At 57.2% G+C, this 23,808-nt stretch carries 32 protein-coding genes, 1 riboswitch and 1 other annotated feature; of the genes, 2 read left to right on the top strand and 30 right to left on the bottom strand.

Annotated elements, in window-relative coordinates:
- Positions 1 to 103: 103 nt before the first annotated feature.
- A riboswitch (guanidine-I (ykkC/yxkD leader) is annotated at positions 104 to 215 on the bottom strand.
- Positions 216 to 290: 75 nt separating this feature from the next.
- Positions 291 to 553, bottom strand: a binding site (T-box leader).
- A 204-nt stretch (positions 554 to 757) separates the two neighbouring features.
- A complete protein-coding gene (locus BR83_RS15585; RefSeq protein ID WP_051618093.1) occupies positions 758 to 1,426 on the top strand; it encodes an HAD family hydrolase in 669 nt (222 codons plus the stop codon).
- Positions 1,427 to 1,487: 61 nt separating this feature from the next.
- On the opposite strand, the gene argH is transcribed toward BR83_RS15585, so the two are convergent.
- From argH to BR83_RS0109455, 7 genes are all read right to left on the bottom strand, one after another.
- Positions 1,488 to 2,864, bottom strand: a complete 1,377-nt coding sequence (gene argH / locus BR83_RS0109490; RefSeq protein WP_027356885.1) for an argininosuccinate lyase — start codon at positions 2,862 to 2,864, stop codon at positions 1,488 to 1,490.
- A 268-nt stretch (positions 2,865 to 3,132) separates the two neighbouring features.
- Positions 3,133 to 4,251 carry a tyrosine-type recombinase/integrase gene (locus tag BR83_RS0109480; RefSeq protein ID WP_027356884.1) on the bottom strand — a complete coding sequence of 373 codons (1,119 nt, stop codon included), beginning with the start codon at positions 4,249 to 4,251 and terminating at the stop codon, positions 3,133 to 3,135.
- Between the two features lie 46 nt (positions 4,252 to 4,297).
- Positions 4,298 to 4,480: a helix-turn-helix domain-containing protein gene (locus tag BR83_RS0109475; RefSeq protein WP_027356883.1), complete on the bottom strand. Its 183-nt coding sequence runs from the start codon at positions 4,478 to 4,480 to the stop codon at positions 4,298 to 4,300.
- Between the two features lie 201 nt (positions 4,481 to 4,681).
- Positions 4,682 to 4,978, bottom strand: coding sequence for an FmdB family zinc ribbon protein (locus BR83_RS0109470; protein WP_027356882.1), 297 nt, complete (start codon positions 4,976 to 4,978; stop codon positions 4,682 to 4,684).
- Between the two features lie 214 nt (positions 4,979 to 5,192).
- The gene (locus tag BR83_RS0109465; protein ID WP_027356881.1) at positions 5,193 to 6,149 is read right to left on the bottom strand and encodes an XcyI family restriction endonuclease; all 957 of its coding nucleotides are present in this window, start codon (positions 6,147 to 6,149) and stop codon (positions 5,193 to 5,195) included.
- A gap of 3 nt (positions 6,150 to 6,152) precedes the next feature.
- Positions 6,153 to 7,016: a DNA-methyltransferase gene (locus BR83_RS0109460; protein WP_407637333.1), complete on the bottom strand. Its 864-nt coding sequence runs from the start codon at positions 7,014 to 7,016 to the stop codon at positions 6,153 to 6,155.
- A gap of 118 nt (positions 7,017 to 7,134) precedes the next feature.
- Positions 7,135 to 7,989 carry a tyrosine-type recombinase/integrase gene (locus tag BR83_RS0109455; protein ID WP_027356879.1) on the bottom strand — a complete coding sequence of 285 codons (855 nt, stop codon included), beginning with the start codon at positions 7,987 to 7,989 and terminating at the stop codon, positions 7,135 to 7,137.
- A gap of 552 nt (positions 7,990 to 8,541) precedes the next feature.
- Between BR83_RS0109455 and BR83_RS0109450 the strand changes: the two genes are divergently transcribed.
- Complete coding sequence (locus tag BR83_RS0109450; protein ID WP_027356878.1) at positions 8,542 to 9,150, top strand: copper amine oxidase N-terminal domain-containing protein; 609 nt, start codon at positions 8,542 to 8,544, stop codon at positions 9,148 to 9,150.
- 428 nt (positions 9,151 to 9,578) lie between these two features.
- On the opposite strand, the gene BR83_RS0109445 is transcribed toward BR83_RS0109450, so the two are convergent.
- The 23 genes from BR83_RS0109445 to BR83_RS0109330 all read right to left on the bottom strand — a co-directional run bounded on the left by BR83_RS0109445 (position 9,579) and on the right by BR83_RS0109330 (position 23,454).
- The gene (locus tag BR83_RS0109445) at positions 9,579 to 10,370 is read right to left on the bottom strand and encodes a hypothetical protein (protein ID WP_027356877.1); all 792 of its coding nucleotides are present in this window, start codon (positions 10,368 to 10,370) and stop codon (positions 9,579 to 9,581) included.
- A 137-nt stretch (positions 10,371 to 10,507) separates the two neighbouring features.
- Positions 10,508 to 10,951 (bottom strand): hypothetical protein, encoded by a 444-nt coding sequence (locus BR83_RS0109440; protein WP_027356876.1) that lies wholly within the window; start codon positions 10,949 to 10,951, stop codon positions 10,508 to 10,510.
- 258 nt (positions 10,952 to 11,209) lie between these two features.
- The gene (locus BR83_RS0109435; RefSeq protein ID WP_027356875.1) at positions 11,210 to 11,548 is read right to left on the bottom strand and encodes a hypothetical protein; all 339 of its coding nucleotides are present in this window, start codon (positions 11,546 to 11,548) and stop codon (positions 11,210 to 11,212) included.
- 156 nt (positions 11,549 to 11,704) lie between these two features.
- On the bottom strand, positions 11,705 to 11,911 hold the full coding sequence (locus BR83_RS0109430; RefSeq protein WP_027356874.1) for a hypothetical protein: 207 nt from the start codon (positions 11,909 to 11,911) through the stop codon (positions 11,705 to 11,707).
- A 171-nt stretch (positions 11,912 to 12,082) separates the two neighbouring features.
- Entirely contained in the window at positions 12,083 to 14,521 is a 2,439-nt protein-coding gene (locus BR83_RS0109425) for a hypothetical protein (protein ID WP_027356873.1), read from the bottom strand.
- 42 nt (positions 14,522 to 14,563) lie between these two features.
- Positions 14,564 to 14,746: a hypothetical protein gene (locus BR83_RS0109420; protein WP_027356872.1), complete on the bottom strand. Its 183-nt coding sequence runs from the start codon at positions 14,744 to 14,746 to the stop codon at positions 14,564 to 14,566.
- A gap of 123 nt (positions 14,747 to 14,869) precedes the next feature.
- Entirely contained in the window at positions 14,870 to 15,163 is a 294-nt protein-coding gene (locus BR83_RS0109415) for a CopG family antitoxin (RefSeq protein ID WP_027356871.1), read from the bottom strand.
- 2 nt (positions 15,164 to 15,165) lie between these two features.
- Positions 15,166 to 15,441, bottom strand: a complete 276-nt coding sequence (locus tag BR83_RS0109410; RefSeq protein ID WP_242839659.1) for a BrnT family toxin — start codon at positions 15,439 to 15,441, stop codon at positions 15,166 to 15,168.
- Between the two features lie 101 nt (positions 15,442 to 15,542).
- On the bottom strand, positions 15,543 to 15,944 hold the full coding sequence (locus tag BR83_RS0109405; RefSeq protein ID WP_027356869.1) for a ribonuclease H family protein: 402 nt from the start codon (positions 15,942 to 15,944) through the stop codon (positions 15,543 to 15,545).
- The gene (locus tag BR83_RS0109400) at positions 15,941 to 16,870 is read right to left on the bottom strand and encodes an ArdC family protein (protein WP_322786314.1); all 930 of its coding nucleotides are present in this window, start codon (positions 16,868 to 16,870) and stop codon (positions 15,941 to 15,943) included. The genes BR83_RS0109405 and BR83_RS0109400 overlap by 4 nt, the downstream gene beginning before the upstream one ends.
- Entirely contained in the window at positions 16,867 to 17,238 is a 372-nt protein-coding gene (locus BR83_RS0109395) for a hypothetical protein (protein WP_027356867.1), read from the bottom strand. The genes BR83_RS0109400 and BR83_RS0109395 overlap by 4 nt, the downstream gene beginning before the upstream one ends.
- 50 nt (positions 17,239 to 17,288) lie before the next feature.
- On the bottom strand, positions 17,289 to 17,483 hold the full coding sequence (locus BR83_RS0109390) for a hypothetical protein (RefSeq protein WP_027356866.1): 195 nt from the start codon (positions 17,481 to 17,483) through the stop codon (positions 17,289 to 17,291).
- Positions 17,476 to 17,730: a hypothetical protein gene (locus tag BR83_RS0109385; RefSeq protein WP_027356865.1), complete on the bottom strand. Its 255-nt coding sequence runs from the start codon at positions 17,728 to 17,730 to the stop codon at positions 17,476 to 17,478. Before BR83_RS0109385 ends, BR83_RS0109390 begins: the two co-directional genes overlap by 8 nt.
- Before the next feature lie 56 nt (positions 17,731 to 17,786).
- The gene (locus BR83_RS17195) at positions 17,787 to 17,990 is read right to left on the bottom strand and encodes a hypothetical protein (protein ID WP_157832997.1); all 204 of its coding nucleotides are present in this window, start codon (positions 17,988 to 17,990) and stop codon (positions 17,787 to 17,789) included.
- A 94-nt stretch (positions 17,991 to 18,084) separates the two neighbouring features.
- On the bottom strand, positions 18,085 to 18,636 hold the full coding sequence (locus BR83_RS15580; protein WP_051618091.1) for a DUF6927 domain-containing protein: 552 nt from the start codon (positions 18,634 to 18,636) through the stop codon (positions 18,085 to 18,087).
- A gap of 119 nt (positions 18,637 to 18,755) precedes the next feature.
- Positions 18,756 to 19,076: a hypothetical protein gene (locus BR83_RS0109370; RefSeq protein ID WP_027356863.1), complete on the bottom strand. Its 321-nt coding sequence runs from the start codon at positions 19,074 to 19,076 to the stop codon at positions 18,756 to 18,758.
- A gap of 386 nt (positions 19,077 to 19,462) precedes the next feature.
- On the bottom strand, positions 19,463 to 20,125 hold the full coding sequence (locus BR83_RS0109365; protein ID WP_027356862.1) for a hypothetical protein: 663 nt from the start codon (positions 20,123 to 20,125) through the stop codon (positions 19,463 to 19,465).
- A gap of 67 nt (positions 20,126 to 20,192) precedes the next feature.
- The gene (locus BR83_RS0109360; protein ID WP_157832996.1) at positions 20,193 to 20,744 is read right to left on the bottom strand and encodes a hypothetical protein; all 552 of its coding nucleotides are present in this window, start codon (positions 20,742 to 20,744) and stop codon (positions 20,193 to 20,195) included.
- A gap of 205 nt (positions 20,745 to 20,949) precedes the next feature.
- Positions 20,950 to 21,414 carry a hypothetical protein gene (locus tag BR83_RS0109355; RefSeq protein WP_157832995.1) on the bottom strand — a complete coding sequence of 155 codons (465 nt, stop codon included), beginning with the start codon at positions 21,412 to 21,414 and terminating at the stop codon, positions 20,950 to 20,952.
- Positions 21,415 to 21,598: 184 nt separating this feature from the next.
- Positions 21,599 to 21,751, bottom strand: coding sequence for a hypothetical protein (locus BR83_RS15570; RefSeq protein WP_157832994.1), 153 nt, complete (start codon positions 21,749 to 21,751; stop codon positions 21,599 to 21,601).
- Between the two features lie 600 nt (positions 21,752 to 22,351).
- A complete protein-coding gene (locus BR83_RS0109340; RefSeq protein ID WP_027356859.1) occupies positions 22,352 to 22,705 on the bottom strand; it encodes a hypothetical protein in 354 nt (117 codons plus the stop codon).
- On the bottom strand, positions 22,687 to 23,181 hold the full coding sequence (locus BR83_RS0109335; protein WP_242839660.1) for a hypothetical protein: 495 nt from the start codon (positions 23,179 to 23,181) through the stop codon (positions 22,687 to 22,689). The genes BR83_RS0109340 and BR83_RS0109335 overlap by 19 nt, the downstream gene beginning before the upstream one ends.
- A gap of 21 nt (positions 23,182 to 23,202) precedes the next feature.
- Positions 23,203 to 23,454: a type II toxin-antitoxin system HicA family toxin gene (locus BR83_RS0109330; protein ID WP_051618089.1), complete on the bottom strand. Its 252-nt coding sequence runs from the start codon at positions 23,452 to 23,454 to the stop codon at positions 23,203 to 23,205.
- Between the last annotated feature and the right edge of the window lie 354 nt (positions 23,455 to 23,808).

Below are 23,808 nucleotides of genomic sequence, written 5' to 3'. Positions count from 1 at the left end.
CTCCCGAACGGGGAGGGTAATACACAAGAGGAAGCAAACCCGGCTCCCGCATATACCAGTAAAAAAGAAGACCCCGAACGAAAATTCCATAGAGTGGAACCTCTCCGCTCGGGTCTTTTATACCCACGGTGTAACTGCCGCCAGCCCGCGGCAGCCTGTACCGCTCGGACCAGTCCCCCGCCCGCTGGCGGGGCGGAACCCTAGGTACACTTCCCTCCGTATAACCCCTATGTTTTTGTTTTTACGGGAGATATAAAAAAACCTCCCTTCCCTGCAGCCCGATAAAAACTGCCAGGGACGAGAGGAAATCCTCGCGCGGTACCACCCTGCTTGCCCTTGCCTCACGGCAAAGACCTCTTATGTGTCCCACCAGGACACGGCTTTGGTAACGGGTGACCAACCCGGCCCGGCTTAATCGGCGTCAACACGGCGGGACGCCTTTCAGCTGGCGACTCCGGGGCGATCCTTTCACCTGCTCCGGCACCGGTTCGCAGCTACCCCGGCTCTCTGCAGCCCGCAAGACAGGTTACTTGCTCCCCTTCATAGTCATTACCTGTAAACTTGTATTCCAGTATACAGTTTGCGGATTGAGGTGTCAAGCGGTTTTTCTTAATTAATTCTTTAGTTTTTTGTTATATCTGTCATTATATCATATTTCCCGCGAAATTTCGCCGGGCAGTTTCCGGCTGGCACCGGGCAGGATAATGTAGTATCATATACCTGCTGGTTTGAAATATACCGGGCAGGTGGTTTTGAGTTGCCCCCAATTAAACTTGTTGCCTTTGACATGGATGGAACCCTGACAACTGTGCGCAGTTCCTGGGAATATGTACACCGGCGCCTGGGCCTGTGGGATAACCGGGCCATTTTTTACCAGGCGGAATTCTGGGCGGGAAAAATTAATTATGCGGAGTTCTGCCGGCGGGATGCCGCCCTGTGGCGGGGCATTCCCCGGGAGCGCCTGGAAAGGGTGATTGCAGAAATTCCCCTGCGCCCGCTGGCCCGGGAGCTCATTAAAGCTTTAAAAAAGCAACAGGTGAAAGTGGCCCTCATTTCCTCGGGGCTTGACCTGCTGGCCGCACGCCTGGCAGAAGAACTGGGATTTGATTATTATGCCGCCAACGGGCTGGCCGCCAGGGATGGTGTTTTAACGGGCGAGCCCATTGTGAGAGTGTCGGCCGATGAGCCGGGCAAGCTCAAACGGGACCACCTGCGCCAGCTACTGGAAAATTATGGCCTGCGGCAGACAAATGTAGCCGCCGTGGGTGATAGCCCCGGCGACATCGACATGTTCCAGGAAGCCTCCCTGGCCGTTCTCCTGACGGGAGATCTGCAGGAAGCCGCGCTCATAAAAGCTAAAGTCCCGCACTTGTGTGTAGTGCGGGACCTTGGTGAACTGTTTAATTTATTACCGGGCGTAATTTAAACGGGTTCATATATTATCCGGACCGGCGGCCATCCCCCGTTACTGATACCCAGGCAGGCCATCAGCGGCCCAGCCTTTCCCTGGCCCGGGAGATGGCCTGCCGAACCGACTCCGGCGCCGGCCCCCCCAGCACCCGCCGGGCGGCCACGCACTGCCCGATGTCAATTGCCCGGTAAACATCTTCTTCGACAACGGGAGCGAACTGCTTGAATTCCTCCAGGGATAGTTCTTCCAGGGACTTGCCTTCGGACAGGCAGTAATAAACCAGCCTGCCCACCTGTTCATGGGCTTCCCGGAAGGGTACGCCTTTTTTCACCAGGTAGTCCGCCAGGTCGGTGGCGTTGGTGAAGCCTCCCCGCGCCGCCCGGGCCATATTTTCCGGGCGCACCTTCAAGCTGGCCACCATGGGCGTAAACACCCGCAAGCACTTCTTGACCGTGTCCACCACATCAAAAAGGGCTTCCTTATCTTCCTGCATGTCCTTGTTGTAGGCCAGGGGCAGCCCCTTGAGCATGGTCAATAGGGCCATCAAGTCGCCAAAAACCCGACCCGACTTGCCCCGGATCAGTTCGGCCACATCGGGGTTCTTTTTCTGGGGCATCATGCTGCTGCCGGTGCTGTAAGCATCATCCAGCTCCACAAAGGCAAACTCCGCCGAAGACCAGAGGACAATTTCCTCACAAAAGCGGCTCAGATGGACCATAATCAGGGCCGCGGCGGCGGCAAACTCCACCACAAAGTCCCGGTCGCTGACGGCGTCCAGGCTGTTTTCAGCCACGGCGGCAAAGCCCAGTTCCGCGGCCACGCGGGACGGGTCTATGGGGAAAGTGGTCCCGGCCAGGGCTCCCGCACCCAGGGGCAGGACGTCCGTACGCCGCCGGCAGTCACGCAGCCTGCCCATGTCCCGCTCGAACATCTGTACATACGCCATTAAATGATGGGCCAGGGTAATGGGCTGGGCCCGCTGCAGGTGAGTGTAGCCGGGCATTACCGTTTCCAGGTGTTTTTCGGCCAGATCCAGCAGGGTTTCCACGAGCTGTCTTAGCAGATCAATTATGGCCCCAATCTCGTCCCTGAGGTACATGCGCACGTCCAGGGCTACCTGGTCATTGCGGCTGCGGGCGGTGTGGAGCTTTTTACCCACCGGGCCAATGCGCCGGGTAAGCAGCTGCTCTATATTCATGTGAATGTCCTCGGCAGCCACCGAAAACTGCACGCGGCCTTCTTCAATATCAGCCAGGATTTCTTCCAGCCCCCTGATAATTGCCTCCGCTTCTTCCGGAGCTATAATCCCCTGCCGGGCCAGCATACGGGCGTGGGCCATGCTGCCCAGTATGTCATAGCGGTACAACCGCTGATCAAAGGAAATGGAAGAATGAAAGTCGTCCACCAGGTGGTCCGTATCCTTTTGGAAGCGTCCTCCCCACAGCTTGGTCACTGCAAACACTCCTTACGGTAAGATTACTCCCGGCTGCACCTCCCGGTTGCAGCAATCCTGTTGATTTTAGCACCCCATCCGGGTACCATGCAAGCCGGAACAGGCCGGACGGGCACTCCGGCGGCGGCAAAAAGGATAAAGCGGGTGCACCCCTTCCCGTTTCCTGAAATAAAAAACCCGCCCACCCATATACTTAACCGGGCTGGCGGGTTTAATCCTGGTGCGCCTGGCAGGAATCGAACGATTTAAACTCCCGCAAACCCTTGGTTTACCTGGGCTTTTCCGGTTTGTCTGAATTTTTGTCTGAACGGAGGAAGTCCACTGCGCTCCTTCCGCCCCTTACGGCGTGGGCGTAGAAGGACGTCGTGGTGGCCGGAGTGGAGTGCCCAAGGAGGTCGGCCACGGTGGTCACGGGCACCCCGGCGTCCAGGAGCAGGGAGGCCACGGTGTGCCGCAGGTCGTGCAGCCTCATCCTGGGCAGCCCGGCTTTTTTCAGCACCCGCCGGAGGGCCGCCCCTACGGAGTATTCCGCCACGGGCGTAACCCCGTCCCCGAACACCAGGGCGTCCTCCTGCCGCATGAACGCCACCCTGCCCCTGGCCTGCTTCTTCTTCAGAACAGCCAGCGCCTCCAGGGTCTCCCGGTCCAACCTTATAGTGCGTTCGCTGGCAGGCGTTTTAGCTTCATCCCCTTCCGGCTTAAGACACCGCTTCCTGGTGTCCACGCTCCGCCGCACCGTCACCGTGCCCCTGGCGAAGTCCACGTCCGCCCACTTTAACCCCAGGGCCTCCCCCAAACGCATCCCCGTAACGGCCAGCAGCCTTATCAGCGGATAGTGCCGGGAGCTTTTTGCCGCCTCCAGGAGTTTTACCCACCCCTCCCTGGTCAGCACCGTGTACTTCTTCCTGGGCACCCTGGGCAGGAGGAGCCCCTTTGTGGGGTCGTCCTTCAGTTCCCCCCAGGCCACGGCCCGACGCAAAGCTGTTTTCAACGTCCCGATAATTTTCTTCCTGGTCAGGGGTGTACCTTCCAGGGCTGTCAGGGCGTCCTGGAGCTGGCCTGCGGTGAGGCCCGCAAGCGGCAGTCCCCCGATGGCTCCTTTCAGCCGCCTGACGTGCCACTCATAGGTCTCCCAGGTCCTCTCGGAGACCGTGTCCTTGACCCTTTCCAGCCAGCGGTCCAGGTATTCCCCCAAACTCTCCCCCTTGGGCTTCGGCCCGAAGAGGCGGTCCTTCTTCAGTTCGGCCTCCAGCTCGGCGGCCCGCACCCTGGCCTGGGCCTTGGTGCCGTAGAAGGTCTCGTGGTAAAACCGCTTCTTGCCGTCAGGCCCTTCGCCGAGGTATACTGAAATCGTGAAGCCTCTGCCTCTCTTACGTATCTGTGCCATTTCCGAACCCTCCCATAAAAACGGGAGGGCCGGGGGCGGCGATGGGTTAATTCGCCGCTGCCCGGCCCTCTTCCTTCTCCAGAAACTCCCGCAGGGCCTCTTCGGAGATCCGCAGGCGCCGCTTCGAGAGCTTCAGCGCCTTAAGCCTGCCCTGCGCCACCAGTTCATAGACGTAAGCCTTTCTCACCCGCAGCATCTTCGCTACTTCGGGCGCGGTGTAAAATTTCATGGGCCGAATCACCTCCCACAAAACAAAAAAGCCGGGCGTCTACAGCCCGGGACCAAAGGGCAATTATTGCCCTTTGATAGTATCTGGTTGCCGGACGGCCGTTGGTCCGGCGGTCTTCGCCTGTTTTTTCGTCCTATTTGTCCCATATCTTATGGAAGGCCGGAAAGCCGGAGCCCCGCCCGCGTCGTCCCGCTCGGGGACTTACTCCACCCTTCCCAGGACCACCGTGCCCCACCGCCCGCAGTCGGCAAGCTCCCCGCCGCACCAGGGGCACCTGGCCGGAGAAGCGGCGGTCTGCCACATGTCCGCCCAGATGGCCCTACCGCATTCCCGGCACCTATATTCACTGCACTCAGCTATCTTCCGCCTCGGCATGTCGAAATTCCGGACCAGCCCGGCCACGAAGGCGTTCATGCTTTTGCCTTCCTGCCCGGCCAGCTCCTTCAGCCGCCGGTATTCCCACTCTTCCAGGTACAGCATCACTTTCCTGTCCCGCATGTTCCAGTGCCACCCCTGCACTAGTATATCACACTAGTATTATACCGGAGTGCGGGCGGCGGGGCAAACTGCCGGTGCCGGCAGGTCTGAAAAAGTGTCGCCTGGCGGTCAGCCTTACGCGCACGGTCACGTCACCTCCCTGAAAAAAGCGAGAGGCACGGGGGTGAAACCGTGCCTTTTGGGAGGACGTGTTGCGCTTTAATTAACAATAAAATTATTCAGGAAGGCCCAGGATTGAGATCAGCTCTCGTCGAAAACTTTCATACTCCTGGCTCTCATGTGTAACCAGGTTGCTTATTGCGTAAAACCTGTTCGTGCTCGGAGAACGCTGCCGGGCTGTCTGTTCGTCAACAGGGACACCTACGATAGTCCAGCGCAAAACGCCGCTTGCGGAAAGCTTTAAATGGCTTTTTTCTGCCTCTCCCAGTCTGTTGTGAATATTGGATGGGTCTCCGCCACCCTTAACCTCCACGGCCAGCAGGTGCCGGTACTGGTTTCCGGAATATTCGCTAATAAGTATGTCCGGGTCGGATCCGAACCGTATTTTCACCCTGCGGCCTGCCGCGTTGTTAAACTCGATCTCATTTTCCTTTTCCTGAAAATCACCGGGCTGCCTCGGTTTAATAATGTCCATGATCAAATCACGGATAACGGCTACGGCGTTTCTTCCGATAATCCCCCGGTAGCTCCCGTCCAGTTGTGCCCCCAGGGTCAGCAAAGTAAGCTCGTGGAAAAAATCTTCGGTGATATTATCCCTGTTACTGACCCCGTTCAACAACTGTTCACCGGCCCTTATTAGAGTTGCACAAAGTTCCTGTATCTCATCTTCCGAAACAGAAACATTTTTCCTTTTCTCGATTTCAACCCACTTTCCCAATCCTTTCCTTCCGTATTCTTTTTGCGAAAATCCCAGGACGAGACGGTAATAACCGGAAACGGACGGTTTTTCTTTGATCAGGCAGGGTACGGCGAAAAGGATCTCTCCGCGCAGGCCGAACGCCCCCAATTTGGTAAGGGCACTGCTGCTGACCAGATCGTGAAGTTCCCGGTCAATTGTTTGGACGCCAACCTTTTCCACCGCTTCCTTTAGCGCGTCGCGCAGGATTTTTCCACGTTCAGACTTTAAACGGCCAATTATCCACAGTTGTTTTGTGGGAATCAAGGCTTCCACAAATCAGGCCCCCGTTTCTTCTTCGGCTTTTCGGATTGTTGCATAAGGAGATAACCTCTTTTCGGCCATCGCGCAGTATTCAGGGTTAAGTTCTATACCGATAAAGTTTCTTTTATTTTGAAGAGCTACTAACCCCGTTGTACCTGAACCCAGAAAAGGATCGAGCACAATGTCTCCCGGTCTTGACCCCGCCAGCACGCAGGGCGTAATGAGGGCCGGGGGGAAAGTTGCAAAATGTGCTTCCGGGTAAGGCTCGGTATTTACAGTCCACACTGACCGCTTGTTCCGTTTGCCCCTGCCGGACGCGGCCGGTTCAAGTATTGATTGGTAATCGTAGTAATATTTTTCGTTTTTACTAAGCAGGAATAAATATTCATGGGCTATGGTCGGCCTGTCTTTAACGCTTTCCGGGAGCACATTAGGTTTATACCAGATAATGTCCGCCCTCAAATACCAGCCATCTTCCTGGAGAAGGAAAGCCAGCCGCCACGGCAGCCCCAAAAGGTCTTTGGGTTTTAAACCGGCAGGAGTAGGAGGACGAAAGGGCAGTCCCCGTACAACATGACCGTTGTCTGTCTTTTTGTCGGGGGCGCGGTACGTCCTCCCTCCACTTGTATATCCATCGCCTATATTCAACCAAAAGGTACCGTCAGGTTTAAGAACCCTCTTTACCTCCCTGAACACCTCTACAAGTTTATTCAGGTAATCGGTAATGTCCATTTCCGTACCGATCTGGCCAGGAACGCCGTAATCGCGAAGCCCCCAGTATGGAGGCGAAGTAACGCACGTCTGGACGCTTTCTTCGGGTAATTGTTTCAACGCCGTCAAAGCATCCCCATTTACTATGTAGGATGTCCTTTCTTTCAGTTGGGAAAGCAAGGATGGTGGCCCGGTCAAAATTATATGCTCTCTTTCGGGTTCTTCGTCGTAGAAAGAATTAAACAAAGATGTCACTTCTCTTGATTCCACTACATCCACCTGCCTCTCACTCCCACGCAATCTTCTCCACCGCCGCCTCCAGGTCGGCCCTGCCGGGCCTTGTGTACCTGGCGGTGGTGTTCATGTTTTCGTGGCCCGCAAGCATCGCCACCCTGTCCAGCGATTCCCCCGCGTCCACCAGCATTTTACAGAATGTGTGCCTTAACCGATGCGGGGTCACCTCCACCCCGGCCAGCCGCCCGTACCTCGCCAATGCCTTTTCCGCCGCCCGCCTGGTCATGGGGCCGCCGCTCCTGCCGGGGAAGAGCCACTCACCCGAAAGTCCCGCAAGGTACTCACCCAAGGTACGCCTTGCCGTAGCGTTCAGGGGCACCTCCCGGTACTTGCCGCCCTTGCCCTGCCGCACCACCACGTGGCCGGAACGCTCCCGGATAACCACGTCCGCAGTCCTCAAAGACACCGCCTCCGATACGCGCAGGCCGGTGTGCAAAAGGAGCGTGACCAGGGCCTGGTCTCTCCTGCTCCCGTACTTCTGGACCGCCCGCACCAGGGCGCCCAGCTCCCTCCTGGAAAGCCACTTCGGGGCCGGTTTCTGTTCCGGCAGCCGCTTCACTCCCTCCGTGGGGTCGGCCTGGACGATACCGGCTTCCTTCGCCCAGGCGAAGAAGTTGCCGATGGCGTCCAGGGCGTTGTTCACCGTAGCCGGTTTTCTGTTCCGGTTTTGCAAATAGCGCCGGTAGTCGGCCACGTCCAAGGGAGTGACCGCCGCCGGGTCGGGTTCGCCGTAGGTCCCTTCCACCCAGGCGAAGAACCGGCGCAGGTGCCCGGCGTATATCTCCGCCGTGCCGGGGGAAAGCCCCCTGGCCAGCAGGCTGTTCTTGAAACTGGTCAGTATATCCATTCGACGTTTCCCTCCATTTTCCTTTTGCGAATTGAAATTCCGGCCTTAAATGCTTTCTACAGCCTCCCTTTTGCGTCCTTTTCGGGGCAATTAATTCACAAAAGGGCCGTTTTGTGAAAAGTTAACAGCCATTTCTTTGTCGTTTTTTGCGAATTATGTCGATAAGTTTGTTTAAACTGACAAAGGATTTACATTCTTAACGTCGTAAAAAAGTCTTAAAAAGGGATTCTTTACTATTTGTGATATAAATAGTGTAAAAACTGCTGCCGCATTTTGGTAAAAGATTCACTTAGGGATGTATTGCTAGTTTTTATTGAAAAAATGAGGTATTAAAAATGCGAAAGATATTAATTCTACGCTCCCGTGAAGTTGCCGATAGCACCCGCAAAATCTTTAACAGAGATTCTTCACACAAACTCAGGTCACCGCCTAGTTAATGTAAAATTATGATAGTCTCCACAATGGTTAGTTTTGTTTTGAAACTGGAAATAGGTAAACGAAGTAACTTTGGAATCAATGGTCGATTTCATTAAAAAACTGGAGGGAAATTTTATGGCATTTAAGAGTATACGGCGATTAATGTTTATAGCATCGTTTGTCTTACTGATGTCATTAAGTTTTTGTCTGGGTAATATCTATGCCAATGAAAAGATAAGGCTGTTTATTGCAACTCACGAAACGAATGGTGAATGGAAGGAAGTTTCTTGTAACCCATCGCCTATCATAGTAAATAACAGAGTATTCGTACCTCTCAGATTTATTGCAGAAAATCTTGGAGCAGAAGTTAAGTGGAACGACGAACAGAATGCTGTTTATATCAAATCAGCTGAAGTAATAGCACAAGAAAAAGCTCAGGAGGCGGCAAAGAAAGAACAGGAAGAACTGAATAAGATGTTTCGTCATGGGAAGGTTATTTCAGTCGAACCAGATAAGCTGACTATGAATGTCGAAAAAGGTGGTGGTGATGTGGGACGAACCATCACTATCACCATCAACGAGTACACCAGCGTGCAGGTCGGCATGCGTTTTGTGAACAAACCTGGCGAGAAGATCGATCTCACGAAGTGGTTTAAGCCCGGCGATACGGTTGGTGCATTAGTGAAGGAAGGCCAAGCAAAGGCCCTGGGTCGGGAGTTGAGACCGGGAGAGCAGCAACCATAAGTAAAATTTTGTGCACTAATTTCGGCACCAAACAGAACCCGGATGGGGAGGATCCGTTCCTAACCCCTTCCGGGTTTTGTCGGGTGGTGGTTGCGTAATTTGGGTCCCTCTTAACCCCCTCTTTTTATTACTTCTGTTTGCGAGTATGGTCCTGATCGCGCCAGGTTGCTAGGCGGCAGGTGTCGGAGAAAGCCTTAAAATTTATAACGCGCGTTATGCACTGCCGGGTATGCTTGAAGGAAATACTAGCGTCAAATACTAGTACAATAAACCGGCGTCAAACGCCGGAAGAGTTTTACCTGGAAAAAGGTTTTTTAGGAAACAGTGCGCACGCCTGACCGGCGGCACCGGTGAGCCGGGGTACCCCATACTTTATGAACCGGTGCCCTGTTAATTCCGACATTTTGTCGTGTTTTTCTGTCCCATTTTTACCGCATTTTGCCGAAAAACGTCCTGTCGAACCACGCCAGTACTCTCTCGTCCGGCGGCCCCGGACCTGCCAGGTAGCTGTTCGCGTCCGGGCGTTTGCCGGTCACCCGCCAGGCGGCCCAGTAAGCGAAGTCCTCCGCGAACCACTCCCCGGCCCGCTCCCCCCAGGGCAGGGCCGCCTGGGAAATGCCGTTGAGCGGCCTGTCCTGCGGGTAGCCGCGCAGGGCCAGGTATTCCCGCCGCAGGGCGGCCTTCTCCCCCGTGCCGCCCGGCCACCAGTAGCCCGCCGTGCCCAGCACCCTGTCCGCCAGGTGGTGGCCCAGCTCGTGGAGGAACGTCCGGTCGGCGTTTACCCACAGCCCGGCCAGGACCACCACCCCCTCCCGGTGGACTCCCACCGCGACGCGCGGGCTCTCCGGGTCCCGCTCATGGCCGGGCAGCGACAGGGTGTAGGCGGGCAGGGCGTACACCTCCAGCCCGCGCAGGGTTTCCGGGTCCAGGCCCGCTTTCACCAGCTCACCCAGAAGGGCGTCCAGCCTCCCCGCCAGGCCGGGCGACCAGGCTTCGGCGTCCCCGTCGGGGGTCCACGTCCCGGTCGGTACCGTGGTGAGGGAGCCGTCCGGGAGGCGGACCACGGCGGTGTCCGGGATTATGTCTCCGGCCTTTGCAACGGCGTCAGACCACGTGTAGATGGTCGGGCCGTAGGCGGATTCGACAACCGAAGCCTCACTCCGGCCAGCGAGCAGAAGCACGGCGGCCAGGAGCAGGGCGAACAGTGCAGTTTTTCGCATGGCGCGTCACCTCCCTCCTGAAACAAAAAAAGCCGGGCCTTCAGCCCGACACGGGAGGGGTTGAGCCGGGGTACGCCCCACCCGGCTATCCCGCCGGGGCCGCGTCCGCGCGGCAAGACGTTCGAGCGGGTGCACTATCATTGCTTCTCTTTGCGCCTTTTCTCCCGCCGAATGATTTTTGCGCATTCGGGACAATATCTCTGCCGGTTGCTGACGGCTTCGATAGAGTTGCCGCAGCGTTCACATTTGCTCCCCGCGCGTTTCACCGGGTCAAACGGGACCTGGGACTTGTTGGGGTCCCCTGCAATAACGCCGGTCTCCCACGGGAACGGCCTGTCGTATTTCCGGCGGCTCTTTTCCACGGCGCGGACAAATTTGTCCAGCGCGTCGTCGGACCACAGGCCGTTGAACTGCCGCACGTAGAAGTCCCGCTCGGAAATGCCGCACCCCACGCACCGGGCGTACCCCAAGCGGCTGTCCAGGCCGAAGGGTTTTTCCTCCCCGCAGTAGGGGCACCAGGCCAGGGCCTTCTGTAAAGCCGGGGAAAAACCTTCAGGCGGTCTAATCACCGGCGTTTTCACGGATAACCACCCCTTTGCTATTTATCGTAATATCACGATATTACGGTAAATGCCCCTTGTAGGCCATTCTAGAAAGCCGTCTAAAAAACTGAATCCGGGAAGCCTTGATTTTACTGGCTTCCCGGATTGCTATAAAATGGCACAAATCTGACGGGTACTATCATATAGGCTTGGTTCACAATTTGAAATGTACATGCCCGGAAGCCTTGATTTACAAGGCTTCTAGAAGTCGGTTTCTGACCGTTTTCGGCTAATTCGTCACGCGGTGGGGTACCCTGTTGCCCGGCTCTTTGCCCGCCACTTTCTCATATACAGGGCGTGGGTGTCGCGGTAGCCGTTTTTCCGGCATTTCTCGCACCAGAGCTGGCGGTTGCTCGACGGGTCGAGTTTCCTGCCGCAGTACAGGCACCGTTTTTCCTTCTTCTGTCGGTCGTTCTTTTTACCGGCTTTCTTTTTCCGCTCCAATTGCTTCCGCTTCCGCTCCCGCGCCCTCGCCCTCTCCACTTCCGGGTCGGAACGGCACTCGTCGCAGTATTTCTGGCTGTTCTTACGCGGCTGAAATTTATTACCGCACCAGCGGCAGTTGATCAGCTTCACTTTTCCCACCTGCTTTTCTAAAAGGTTTTTGAGAGGGGGTTTTTAACTACAGGTACTATCCTATAGGCTCGGTTCACAATTTGAAATGTACATGTCTGGAAGCCTTATTTTACAAGGCTTCCGGGGTCCGGTTTCTGACCGTTTTCGTCTAATCCGTCACGCGGGAGCATACTGTTTCACTACCGCCCCAGCCACTTTCTGCACCGTTTCTTTGTCCCCCACAAACTGCTTCGCGAACAGAACCCCGTCGGGCCGCCGGTATTCGGCCATCGGCTTCAGACCGGCTTCCAGGGCGGCCTGCCACACCCGGCTGTCCTCGGAGTACAGGACGGCCTTATCGCCGTAAGCCCACGTCTCGACCACTGCGCGCCACCTCCTTTCCCGCCGGGACTGGCCCTTAAAAAGCAAAGACGCCCGATCAGGGCTTTATCCCCTGACCGGGCGTCTCACAAAAGGCCCACTGCCCTATTGGAGCAACGGGCCTTCCAGCTTAACTCGCATTTTTAAAAAATCCACATGCTTCAGTCAGCTTGCTTACTGCCTGTGGTCAATTTTTAAAAATTTGCTCAGGTCAACCCCCTCCAGCACGGCCCTGGCAAAGTCCCTCGCCTCTTCTTCTACCAGGTCGCGCCAGGAGACCGGCGGGTTGTCCTCCAGCGCGCGGGCGATGTCCCCCGGCAGGCCGCTGAAGTCGGGCATTTTTACGGACCGCGCTATCTTTTCCACGACGGCCGAGATTTCCAGTATCTCCAGGATGCGCCTTTCGGCCATAGTCCTGAGTACCGCGTCGAAGCGCTTCCGGGCTTCGTCCAGGACCACTTCTTCGGGCGGGACCACCTTTTGGGCCAGCCCGTGCTCGGCCAGCTTTCTTTCGATGAGCCCGATCAGCTGCTCCGGGGTGAGAGCGTTCAGCTCAACCCGGTTCCCCCGTTTGCCGTCCCCCGTGAGAAATTCGAGTTCGTCATGGGGCAGGGTGTCAAGCACCGGCTTGTGCCACCCTTTCTTTAACGGCACGCCTTCCGGGTCTTTCTCCAGGCCCATCTCCACTACGTCTTTGTACCGCAGCCCCAGGTCTATCACCGTGACCGCGTTCCGGGACGTCCTGGTTTCTTCCCGAAGCGTCCTGGCGATTTCCAGGCCGTTGATGTCCAGATCGTGCAGGCACAGCACCACGATGTCCTGCTTTTCGGCCATAGCCAGGAAGTCTTTGGCGGCCCGGCTGGCGTAGCCTTCACCGGCACAGATGCAGAGGTCGTATTTTTTGTCCAGCCCGGCAGCCTTCAATACCGGCAGAATGCCTTTCTTCTCGACATACAGCACCTTGTTATATAAGTAGTCCGGTGCCGTATAGTCAGCGACCTCCCTTGTGCCCAGGGGGATTTCCTGGCCGGTATGTGGTTCCACCGCTATGCCCCGCGGGTCATAGTACAACCCTTCAAGGGGACCGTACATTTCCTGGTATTCTGTCAGGAGGCCGGGCGTGAAATAATTATAGTCCAGTTCCCTGCTCGTATACTGCTGGATAAGCGCCCGCACCTGGTAGTACAGGCTCCTGGCGCTGTAGGGGTACCTGCCGCCCCCGCTGGCCTTTTCCACTGCCTCTGGCAGGACGGCAAACACCGCTTCCTTCAGCGTCGTCTCTTCCGGCCCGCCGCAGCTTCCTGCCTGGACCGCCCTCCTGACGCTGTTGACCGCCCTGGCTACCGCCTCTCCAGCGGCCTGCACGACGTCCACCGGCAGGTAGGGCTTCTTGTCCCGGCTGGTGTATTCCACGCCCGGCATGATGACGTGGACGGCCAGGAAGAAACCGGACTCATACCGGGACTTCAGCAGTTCTTTCAGGTAGCCGTGCAGCCCCCAATTGTCCGATTTGCCCAGGGAGCTGCTGGTGAACAGCGGAGTATACGTCCCGGTGAAATTTAAGCCGGTCACGATGTGCTTCCGCTCAGCCGGGGCGTAGTAGACCTCCAGCACGTACGGCCTGTCGTCCCAGGTATAGCCTTCCTTCCTCACGTACCGGCCCTCAGCCTCAACCCCGAAAAGCTGCCGCGCCCTTTTCGCCATGTTTTCCCTGCCCACACCGCCCAGTTTGGCCGGGGATACCGGGCGGGAAAGTATTTTCATGGCCCGCAGGAGGCCGGTGCAGGCATCCAGGGCGGCCTTTCGTCCCTGGCCCTCTTCCAGAAAAACCAGGTCCCGGATGCGCTTGACCGGACAGCTTTTAGCCGCCTGGCCCGCTTTTGCCCCGGAAAGGCCGACGAAGTACCGGGAGATAAACTCCCTCACGGTCAGGTCCTCCTGCCCGGCCACCATAACCGCCAGGTTGAACAGGGATTCAGCGTCGAACCAGTGAGGCGAAACGGGGGCGTCCGCCGGGTATTTCTCCACATCTCCCACCCTCTGGACACGCTCTCCTGCCAGATCAAAGGTGGCGTGGGGGTTAAATAAGACGGCTGCCGCAAAAGTGCTGCAGTTCAGGCTCACGGGTACCGGCACGGTTACCGAGAACCCCGGCTTTATGGGTACCGTTTCCAGCACCGGGTTTACTCTTATCTCCCCCGTGGACAGGGGCCGTACCGTGACCGTTGCCCGCTGGCCCCCGCTCTCCAGGACAAGCGGCTTTTCCGGGGCAAGCACGTGAGCCATGCCGAAAACGGTCTTCAGGGCGTTTCCTAAGTAGCCCCGCGTGGGCCGCTTCCAGGCCAGCTTACTGCTTGCCCGCACGCTGAAGTCCAGGATTTTGTTCAGCAGATCCTGGATGTCCGCACCGGGACCGTTGTCTCTGATGGAAAGGAAAGGCTCGGCAGCGATTTCAATCACCGGCGCTTTGTTTGCTTTTTCCGCCTCGTCCAGCGCGTTGTCTACCAGCTCCTTTAATATCGCTTCCCCGAACCTTTCTTTGCTTACACCGGTCGCCAGGACCAGTTCAGCAGGCTCAAAAAACTCTTTTGTGCGCGGAAATGTGTAAATCATAAAACATCCCTCCCTGTAAAATTAAAAAGGCCGGAAGTTTTTCTACCGGCCTAACTCTCCCTTTGTTTCAGCTTTCACCCGGAGCAACCTGTAAAACAGCTCCGGGGCGTAGTGAGCGATCGCCATCATGGCCCCGTCCCACACCCCACGGCAGTACGGGTCGTCCCGGTAGTGGGACAGGCGGGACATGAGTTCAGCGACAATCTCTTCCAGGTCTCTCCCCATCCGCTACGTCACCTCCCAAAAAAGAAAGGCCGGGGTTTTGTAAACTCCCGGCATCTCTTCGCAGAGAGATAAGGCCGGGTAAAAACACCCGGCCAGTGGTCTCCCTCTGGTCTTTGGTTTATGTTATGCCCCGCTGCCCTGCTCCCGGCGTATGGCTTCCGCGATCCACGACCGGATCAGGGTCTGGTAGGGGATGTCCTTCCTCCTGGCTATCTCTTTTACCGCCTCTATCTGGGACACCCGCAGGCGCAGGGTCACCTGTTTGGTCCGTGCCCGCTCGCGGATTTTTGCGGCCAGTTCGGGGTCAAGCTCCATTTCAACGGGTTCATCGCTTTCAATGTAGTCCAGGGAATTGTGTGTATCCCAGAATTCAGCCTCTTCTTTTTCGCTTTTAAACTCCGGAAGGGTTTTTGCCATTGTTAATATCGCCTCCTTTGCAGGTAGTACCGGCGCTCCCACCTGTTCATGTCCCTCGCAGTGACAACGCGGATAACACCGTCGGGCTTGAGCTGGAAAATCACCGTCAGGTAACGGCCTCCCTCCGTCTGTCCGTAGGCGGCGAACCTTCCACCCCGGACCCTGCGGACCACCGGGCGGCCGGAAAAGACTCCTTCAACCTCTTCAGGGGTAAGCCCGTGTCTTTCTTCAATGTGCCCGGCATTCCACCTGTCCCACTCAAACCGGCTTATTTTCACCGACAACACCCACTTCCATTCTAAGTCCGCATATTGCTATTGTCAATACAATAGCCCTGATTAGTGAAAGGGCCGGGCTGTAAGTCCTCCCGGCCCAAATTTCAAGCGTACTTCCTTGCCGCCCGGCAGAGCATGTCGGCCTGCCGGTTTCTTTCTCTCGGCACCCACTGAAACCAAACGCTGCCGATCAGTCTTGCCAGTGCCGCCACCCGCCGGATAAACCGGGCATATTTCCCGCCCGGCCGGGCACCAGCGCGGACCATCCTGACCAGCGCCATGCAGTCGGTAAAGACCACCACGTGCTGGTACCCCTTCTTGACTGCCCACCTCAAGGCCCTTATGACCGCCTGAAACTCCGCTTCCAGGGAATCGGCTGCCTCTACCCGGCCCTTCCACCGGCGGGTAAGCTGGCCGTCAACCCTGGCCTCGTAGCCCCCATAGGCGGCACCGTTCCGGGGCAGGTGGGAACCGTCGCAGTGAATCTCCACGTAGGCCCTTTTCATGCCGCCCGCACCGCCTCTTCTTCCGCCGCGCCCAGGATAACGTCCAGCACCTTTTCCACGTCGGCCAGGACGCCCATCACGGCCTTCAGGGCCTTCCGGTCGTCCTGCCCGGCGTAGTGCCTGATATACTCCCACCCGTGCCAGATGTACCCGGAAAACCCGTACATCTCGCATAAAGCGCAAGCTACCGTCTCAGCGACAATCTCCTGGTCCGCATGCTGACCAGGCTTTAACCCGCCCGGTTTCACCTGGTGGTGGACGGCGTGGGCCAGCTCGTGGAAAAAGGTGTGCGCGTCATGGGTACTCAGGACTATCTCACCCCTGGCGGGGCTGAAATAACCGTAGTACCTTCCTACGAAGGGCTTGTATTTCACGTCACCCACGAATCGCCTGGCCACGTCGAACAGGGGCGGCGGCTCCGGCGGGTTATAGTCCGCTTCCGGCAGGGGTTTACCTTCGGTGTCTTCATACCGAAAGACCGGCACGCACCGGAAGCCGGTGATGACTACCCGCTCCCGCTCCACTTCCCGCTCTTCGCCGGTATCGGGGTCCACTTCCCGCTCCCTGACAGTTTTCTTTTTAGTCATGGGTGCCAGGATGTAGAATGCTTTGGCACCCTTCTTGACGTGCCTGCCTACTTCTTCCCACTGCCTGTAGCCCCTGGCGTCCTCCGTCCCGGCCAGGTACATCAGCAGCCGGTTGCCCAGGCTCCATCTGTCGGACGGCCTCTCATACCCGGCCTTCGCCCGGATGACCGTCCGGGCTACGGCGGCGGGTAAATTGCCTGTCCTGAACATCTCTAAGAGCCGGTTTAAAACCTCTTGCGCTTTCTCGGTAATCGTCATGAATTGCGGGGCGGACCATCCGGCCCGCCCCATTCCCTCCTTTCCGTGGAAATGGTTTGCGGGCCGGTAGGCCCTGGTCAACCGCAAAACCGCCTCATGTATTCCTTTACCGACGGCACACTCTCATACAGGCCGGGGTTCTCCCGGAGTTCGGCCTTGAAGGTGCGCCGGTTGGCCGGGGCAACCCCGAATTTCCGCAGGCACTCGGCCTTGACCAGACAGAACAGCCTGGTTTCTTCCTTCCTGGCCTGCTCCCTGAACGATTCTAACGTATTCCGCAGGGCAATCAGGGCTTTCTCTTCCCCGTGCCTGCGGACGTAATCTTCGTACCGGTTCCGCACGTCGGCTTCGGTAATGTCCATACCGGCCTTTTGCGCGTACCGGGCGGTCTCGCTAATTAGCCGGTTAACTGACATAGTTCTGGGGCGGACCCATCCGGCCCGCCCCATTCCCTCCTTTCCGTGGGAATTTTGGCGGGCCGGGTGGCCCGGTTATCCGGTTAACTCGCTCCCGCGCAATGCGGGCAAAGGAAGCCTGTCAGGTTGCCCCGGCTGTCGTAATCACCGTGAACCAGACAGCCCCCGAAACGGTCTGGTCTGGCCCATTCCCCTGCCGGGCGCAGGCAGGCTTCGCAGTACCCCTCTTTAAGAAACCGCTGTGCGTCGTCGCCCTGCAGGTACTCGGTTTTAGCCATTTTCCCTTCCCCCTTCCACCTTCACCGGGACGACTTCCTCATTCCGGCAAAAGTGCACCAGGCGGTCGGTCTCCACTGCTCTTGCGTTCCATACGGCAATGGTGCCGCACGCGCTACAGGGACCGAGTTCCGGCCACGGCTGGGGGTCCGGGACTTTATAAAACAGGTGTTCCTTGTGCCACGGGGTGCGGAACAGCACCCCCGGCTTGATCCTCTCAAATTTCATTCTTTCCGGGACGGGCCTCACCAGCCCGCCCCATTCCTCCTTTCTTGAGAATGGTTTGGGCCGGAAAAGACCCGGTATTAGCCCGCACGCACCCACTCGCGCTGGCGGATTACCTTCAGCCCGTTCAGGCTCCTTATGACGCGGTAATCGCCGTGGCCGTACACCAAAACGTATGGGGATTTTGTGTACCCATACGCCTTCAGGACGGCCTCTTCTGGCGTGAGTGCTTCTATCAGCATTTTTTCATAACTTTCCGCGTAGTAGCTCACTTCGTAGCACATATTCGCAGGGCAAGCCCCCGGCGGCCCGCCCTTTTTCACCCCCTTGAAAAGATTTTTGGGTGAAGGCGGGCCGGGCCGCCGGGTGTTTTTCCGATTAAGCCGTTTCCCGTTCAGGAGGAAAGTCCTCAAGCACCTGGAACCCCCAGTCCAGGATGTACCGGCGGAGTTTGTACCGTCTCCCCCACCTGTCGGAGAATATCAACCGCCGGGGGTCTTCCACTCTGAACGTGTCTTCCTGCCGTCCGCTGCTGAATACAATTGAATCGGCAAACTTAATTACCATTCCTTTTTTCAGCTTCGGACGGACCTTTTTCGCCCGAATGCGCTCCCAGCACTTTTCACGCCACTTTTTGGCCCACTCGTGCTCGGTGGGAGTGAGCAGTTTCAGTATGCGCTCCGGGCAGTCGTACAGGTAGGGTCCCATCGTCTCGTCCATGTCCTTGTACCCAAAGTTGTAATAATCGTTGGGTTTATAATCCAGAACGCAAACGACGGCAATTACATCCCGTTTCCCCTGTGTGTCACCGGTCTCATAGGCAATGTATGCTGTGTGCATGTTTACCACGGCACAATCGAGTATTTTGCCGTACTTTCCGTTGTCCTCGGTATAGTTAAACCTTTCCTCAAAAAACTGTCTAATGCTCATTCCTTTGGGTTTATTAGTGTATATCCATCCCATAATCTCAAGGGCAGGCCCCCGGCGGCCCGCCCCATCTCACCTCCCTGAGTGGAGTGAGTTTGAGGCGGGCCGGGCCGCCTGGGAAACTACTGCAACAGTCCGCTCTTACCGACTTTCACGCCACGGGCTGCAAGCTCCGTGGCGATGTAAATAAGAATCTTCTGCGCTGTTTCCGCCGAATCCAGCAGCATCATCCGCTCTTGTTCGGTAACTACCAAATCGGCGTCCCAGCGCAGCTCGTCCGCCACCTGACCCATGAGATAGTAAAACTCTTTCAGCTTTCTCGTGGGCCACTCCCTGAAAAATTTCACCGGCCTGTCCGGTACTGCAATATGGAATACCCCGTCGGCTATATTTCTGCCTATAGGAGATATTCTGTCTCCTTTCAGGCTTCCCACCGGTTTCATGCGCCAGGGGACGGCCCGGCCCGTCCCCTTCGCACCTCCTTTCGGAAGGTTGAAGGCGGGCCGGGCCGCCCCTTTGGTATTTCTATTTTACTGAGGACGCTTTAATAATCCGCTGTACCGTCCCCGAGTAAAGTCTTTCGATTTCTTTCTTGCAATCTCCCCAGGTTTGCCCCGTGCTACTATACAAAGTCTTTTTTCCTACAGTGAACAGCCCCAGATTGACCGGAAAGCCCGAAACTGAGACCCACACATTCAGGACCGTGCCTATAGGGTATTTTTGCTTTATATACCTTATTGTCATAACTTGCGGGGCGGCCTCCGGCCTGCCGCCCCCAATCACCTCCTTGAAGAGATTTTGGAGTTTGGCGGGCCGGACCGCCTGAAACCTATCTTATCCGCCGGTCATCCGGCAGACCCTTAGTTTGGATTAACTGAACCGAAAGGGCGATCAGCCCTTTTTCGCCCTTCCGGTATTTCACCTGCACCTGCTTCCCCACCGCCCCGGCCAGGGTCTGGGCGTTGCCGTTTTTGGCGTAAACGGCAACCTTCCCCTCCGGGCCTTCGCAGTAGGCCCGGACAACGCCCGGCTTACTTTCACGACACTCCAGCACCTTGAAGGTGCCGGTTTCCGTGCCGTCCCCGGCAACCTGCGCCTGGGTGTTCTGGGCTGGGGCTTTCTGGGCGGGCTTTTGCGCTTGCGCGGCCTGCCCGTTCAGCGCCGCCTCTATTGACGCCTCCAGCGCCCGAGTGTCCTTCCTGGCCTGCACGCAGGCGGCCAGCAGGTTTGCCAGCGCAACGGCCCCGGCGTGGCGGGCCTTCAGCGCCTCCAGCTTCGCTTCGCTGGCGGTGTACTCGGCCCGGGCGGCGTTCAGCTCCTGGTGGAGTTTAGTCAGCTCCGGGGAGCTGGTACGCTGGTTTGGGGGAATGGCCGCCTCCAGGGCCTTGATCCGGGCGTCCAGGTCGTAGATGCGGCACCTGGAAGCGAAAGCGCGGTGGGCGGCGGTCTCTATCCCGTTGACGCAGAGCAAAGCCTCTGCAAGTTTTTGCATAATTCTCCCTCCTGGTAAACTTTAAGGCCGCCGGGCGGTTTATTCGCCAGCGGCGACCTTTCTTTAGTTACTCTTTATAATCCTCTTCAATCCCCTCATACAACACACCAAACACTTTCCTTACCGGACTGCTGGCTTCATAATAGGTAGCCCACTCTTCTAACAGTTCAAGCCCTTGCCATGTTTCCAGCTTCACTCTACCGCGCGTCAGGCCGGGGGCTATACGTAACATATCACGCAGTTCATCGACCGTCTCTTCTACTGTGTCGTCTGGCATTCGGGATGGTACAATCAGGTGGTGGTGTGCATAGGCAAAATATATACTGACCACCCGATAATCTTTCTCTAACTCGATTTCTTTCTCTTCTTCATCCAGTTCTCCCCCGATGGTATCCATGAAAGCATCAACATAGCAAGTCTTGCACATTTCAATAAAACAATCACGGCACATCGGCCCTTCTTCCGCAACTGTTAAAAAGGCGCGATTTTCACAATCCTCCATCATGCAGACAAGTCCTTCCTCTTTTGCGCAGTTAATGCAATATGCTTCACCACTCTTGAGTATAAAATTAGGGTGAGCTTCATCTCCACACATTCTGCACACAACTCCGTCCAACATTTTAGGCATTCCTCCCTTTTTTTGTTTTTTTTTAGGCCATTAAATAGCCCTTCTCACAATTTGATTCCCCCGGCCTGGACCCCGCCGCCGGGCGGTGCCCCGGTCTAAGCCGGTGTCGCCCGGTCAGGCGGGGTATTACTCCGTGGCCCGGCGGTGCCCCGGTCAGGGCCGGTGTCGCCGGGCAGTATAACTACTGGCGCGTCTGTTACGGCCGGGTTACTTCATCAAAGTCCAGCCCGAACCGGGCCAGGACTTTCCTCGCGCCCTTTCCTGCCAGCAGGAAAAACCCCGCCAGCAGGAACAGCCCCGCCACGGCAGCCATATATGCCGCCGTAATAGGTAAAACAAACAGGAAGGAGAAAAAGATTTTCTCCATGCCCTCACACCCGCGCAAAACCTCGCGCTCTATGGCGCTGAGGCAGCGGTGGTGCGGGTAGCGGGCCAATCTTTTTACCCCCCACTGGCCCAGGTTGCCCAGTGCGGTTAGTAGGAGCAGGGCGGCCACGGCCAATATACCGGCCACGGTCCTTACGGTGGCAGCTACCTTCCTGGCAGCGGGAATAACCCGCTTTTCCAGAAAGCGCCGCGCCCGGTAGCGCAGGGGGGCGTGACGCTCGCTGACGTAGACTCCTTTCTGGTAGTCCCACACCAGGTTTAGAATCGCTTCCATGACACCGGGGCCGCCTTCCGGCTGGCGTCCCCGTAAAATCACCTCCTTGAATGAGATGATCTGGGGCCGCCGCCCCGGTGTATATAAACGCAAAAACGGCCCAAAACACGTGAGGCCGGAACTCTCTACCGCGCGCCGTAGAGATCTCACGTGTTTGGACCGTCATTGCCTTCATCATTGGGGCTTACGCCCCGGCAATCTTCCCTGCGGCCCTCCTGATCACTGCCAGCCACAGCGCCATACGGGCGTGCCAGCCAGCCAGGACGAGGGCCGCGGTCTGAAACAGCGTCTTTTCCACCGCTTCCGGCGCAGGCTCCCTCCCCTGCGCCCCGTTCACCTCCTTTCCGGGAGATTTAAAGGGCGCAGGCTGAGGGAGAAAGCCTGCTTGTATGTTCACCGGCCTTGATGGCCGGAAATGCCGCCGGACAAAAACAAAAGACGCCTCTGCTGGCGTCTCTTCAACTCGCCTGGTTAACTTCCGTTCCCCGTACAGCCGCCGGGGAACACTTGTTACAGGTGGCTTGTTCCGGCTGTCATCACCTGCAACAGGCGGGTATTGTTACGGTAGCCGCCACTACCGGGCCGAAGCCTCGCCAGGGAAAACCCCAGCGCATTGACCGCTGTAAGCGGTAAACGGGAAGCCCTGATGAGGGCATACGCCGCACTCGGGCGTAAAAGGGATTGGATTGTTCTGACAGGAATTATTATAGCACCGCTCACCAAAGCCGTCAACAGGGAATTTTAACGCCCACTGCAGCTTGCGCGGGCGTTATTCCGGGGTAGTGGTCATAATTGTGACATCTTTTTAGCCTCCCGGGGGCAATAAAAACCCCCTCCCTCCATTTCTGGAGGGCCAGTGTACTTTGATTATAAAACCCTTTAGCTTAAAAATCAAATACAAAAAACTTGAAAAACCGCAATTTTACTCGATTTTATGTTACGCCAGCCCCCACGCTTTTATTATCTTCTCCGCGTAAGGCAAAACACAGCGCACCACCGCCCACGCCGCCAGGCCGGTCCCTACCAGCCACGGGAGCGCGAACCGGAACAGGTAACTCTCCCGTTCACCTCTTTCCGGGCAGGGGCCTCTCAGGCAAAGCGCCGCCCACGACAGCCAGAACGCCAGGTGGAATGCCGTCTCCACTGCTTCCCTGCGGGCCAATGCCGCTATAATGCCGCCCAGGGCAGCCGCCGCCACCGCGTACACCACCGCCAGGGCAAAACGGCAGTACACCCTGCCCAGGAACCACAGCACCCCCACCAACCACCGCCTTAAATCCTTTTCAGACATTCCCTTAACCCCCTCTCCTTCAGGCATTCGTATTCCGCCCACAGGTCTCCGGATCCCGGCTTCTCCCCGGTCATTGACACCACCAGCGCCGGGCCATCCGGTATCCTTCCCGGCCAGACGCATACCCTGTACGTCCTGCCGGTCGGGAGCACCGCCTGCCTCCCTTCCAGCCTCCCGCCCGCTTCCACCAGCCTCGCCGCCAGCCAGCCCAGGGCGCACCGGACAATATACTCTTCCCTGTCCTTCGGGGGGCGGGTGGAGGCCGGGCACCAGAAAGGGTCCTGCCCCGGCGTCCAGCACCGCCGGGCGTAGCCACTGCCGCGTAAGACACGCAGGGACTTCCGGTAGTGGCGGGGGAACAGCAGTGCCACGGTGGGTTCCGGCGCACCTCCGCAGCTTTCCAGAAACTCCAGCACGGCCAGGGCCTTGTTAGAAGAGATTATCCCCGGTTCAGTTTTCTTCGGGTCGCACAACACCAACCTCCCCACCTCCTGACACTAGTGTTTTGTACTAGCATGTTTCCTCCCCCTGTACCACCGGAGAAACTCTTCCGGCTTTATCCCCAGCCGCTTGAGCATGACCGACACTTCCCGCCGGTCCAATCTTCGCCCCGGGTGGTAGTGGATAGTGAAGGTTTTACCTTCCCGGTTCCTGCCCACCACCACGGGAGACCCCAGGCCCCGCAGGCTGGAGCCAAAGGCTTTCACCAGGGCCTGCCATTCTCGAAACGTCAGGGAGGGCAGCTTCATTCAGTGTCAATTCTCACTTTGATTTAGCCCAACCCCTGCCCATTTTCGCAGATTGAACAATCTGCAACTATTTCCGATACCAGAATAATCTGCAACTGCTTCGCAAATTGTGCTGGTATTTCAGGTCAGTCAGTCCGTCTATTCACCAGAATATGACAACCAGTGACTGACCCCTTTTCTTCCGGCTGTGGAACAGGTAGAATATTTGCTGGAAGTGACCGCCATGCAGCAGATATTTTACACGCCTGTACCGCCGGAAGAATACGCCCGCCTGGGCAAAGATTTTCCCTTTCCCCAACCACTCTCATGCCCCAACCCCGGTTGTCTGGTCAAGGCACCCCCTCAAAAACACGG

The sequence above is a fragment of the Desulfofundulus thermocisternus DSM 10259 genome (genome assembly GCF_000686645.1).
In the GTDB taxonomy this organism is placed as follows: Bacteria; Bacillota; Desulfotomaculia; order Desulfotomaculales; family Desulfovirgulaceae; genus Desulfofundulus; species Desulfofundulus australicus.
Note: the sequence above shows the minus strand (reverse complement) of the source record. Positions and strands in the feature narration are given on the sequence as shown.

Excerpts from the sequence above, each read along its gene's own strand:
- BR83_RS0109480 (WP_027356884.1), bottom strand. The coding sequence starts at position 4,251 with ATGGCACAGATACGTAAGAGAGGCAGAGGCTTCACGATTTCAGTATAC.
- BR83_RS0109475 (WP_027356883.1), bottom strand. The coding sequence starts at position 4,480 with ATGAAATTTTACACCGCGCCCGAAGTAGCGAAGATGCTGCGGGTGAGA.
- BR83_RS0109470 (WP_027356882.1), bottom strand. The coding sequence starts at position 4,978 with ATGCGGGACAGGAAAGTGATGCTGTACCTGGAAGAGTGGGAATACCGG.
- BR83_RS0109455 (WP_027356879.1), bottom strand. The coding sequence starts at position 7,989 with ATGGATATACTGACCAGTTTCAAGAACAGCCTGCTGGCCAGGGGGCTT.
- BR83_RS0109450 (WP_027356878.1), top strand. The coding sequence starts at position 8,542 with ATGGCATTTAAGAGTATACGGCGATTAATGTTTATAGCATCGTTTGTC.
- BR83_RS0109445 (WP_027356877.1), bottom strand. The coding sequence starts at position 10,370 with ATGCGAAAAACTGCACTGTTCGCCCTGCTCCTGGCCGCCGTGCTTCTG.
- BR83_RS0109425 (WP_027356873.1), bottom strand. The coding sequence starts at position 14,521 with ATGATTTACACATTTCCGCGCACAAAAGAGTTTTTTGAGCCTGCTGAA.
- BR83_RS0109420 (WP_027356872.1), bottom strand. The coding sequence starts at position 14,746 with ATGGGGAGAGACCTGGAAGAGATTGTCGCTGAACTCATGTCCCGCCTG.
- BR83_RS0109415 (WP_027356871.1), bottom strand. The coding sequence starts at position 15,163 with ATGGCAAAAACCCTTCCGGAGTTTAAAAGCGAAAAAGAAGAGGCTGAA.
- BR83_RS0109405 (WP_027356869.1), bottom strand. The coding sequence starts at position 15,944 with ATGAAAAGGGCCTACGTGGAGATTCACTGCGACGGTTCCCACCTGCCC.
- BR83_RS0109395 (WP_027356867.1), bottom strand. The coding sequence starts at position 17,238 with ATGGGGCGGGCCGGATGGGTCCGCCCCAGAACTATGTCAGTTAACCGG.
- BR83_RS0109390 (WP_027356866.1), bottom strand. The coding sequence starts at position 17,483 with ATGGCTAAAACCGAGTACCTGCAGGGCGACGACGCACAGCGGTTTCTT.
- BR83_RS17195 (WP_157832997.1), bottom strand. The coding sequence starts at position 17,990 with ATGTGCTACGAAGTGAGCTACTACGCGGAAAGTTATGAAAAAATGCTG.
- BR83_RS15580 (WP_051618091.1), bottom strand. The coding sequence starts at position 18,636 with ATGAGCATTAGACAGTTTTTTGAGGAAAGGTTTAACTATACCGAGGAC.
- BR83_RS0109370 (WP_027356863.1), bottom strand. The coding sequence starts at position 19,076 with ATGAAACCGGTGGGAAGCCTGAAAGGAGACAGAATATCTCCTATAGGC.
- BR83_RS0109365 (WP_027356862.1), bottom strand. The coding sequence starts at position 20,125 with ATGCAAAAACTTGCAGAGGCTTTGCTCTGCGTCAACGGGATAGAGACC.
- BR83_RS0109360 (WP_157832996.1), bottom strand. The coding sequence starts at position 20,744 with ATGTTGGACGGAGTTGTGTGCAGAATGTGTGGAGATGAAGCTCACCCT.
- BR83_RS0109355 (WP_157832995.1), bottom strand. The coding sequence starts at position 21,414 with ATGGAAGCGATTCTAAACCTGGTGTGGGACTACCAGAAAGGAGTCTAC.
- BR83_RS0109340 (WP_027356859.1), bottom strand. The coding sequence starts at position 22,705 with ATGTCTGAAAAGGATTTAAGGCGGTGGTTGGTGGGGGTGCTGTGGTTC.
- BR83_RS0109330 (WP_051618089.1), bottom strand. The coding sequence starts at position 23,454 with ATGAAGCTGCCCTCCCTGACGTTTCGAGAATGGCAGGCCCTGGTGAAA.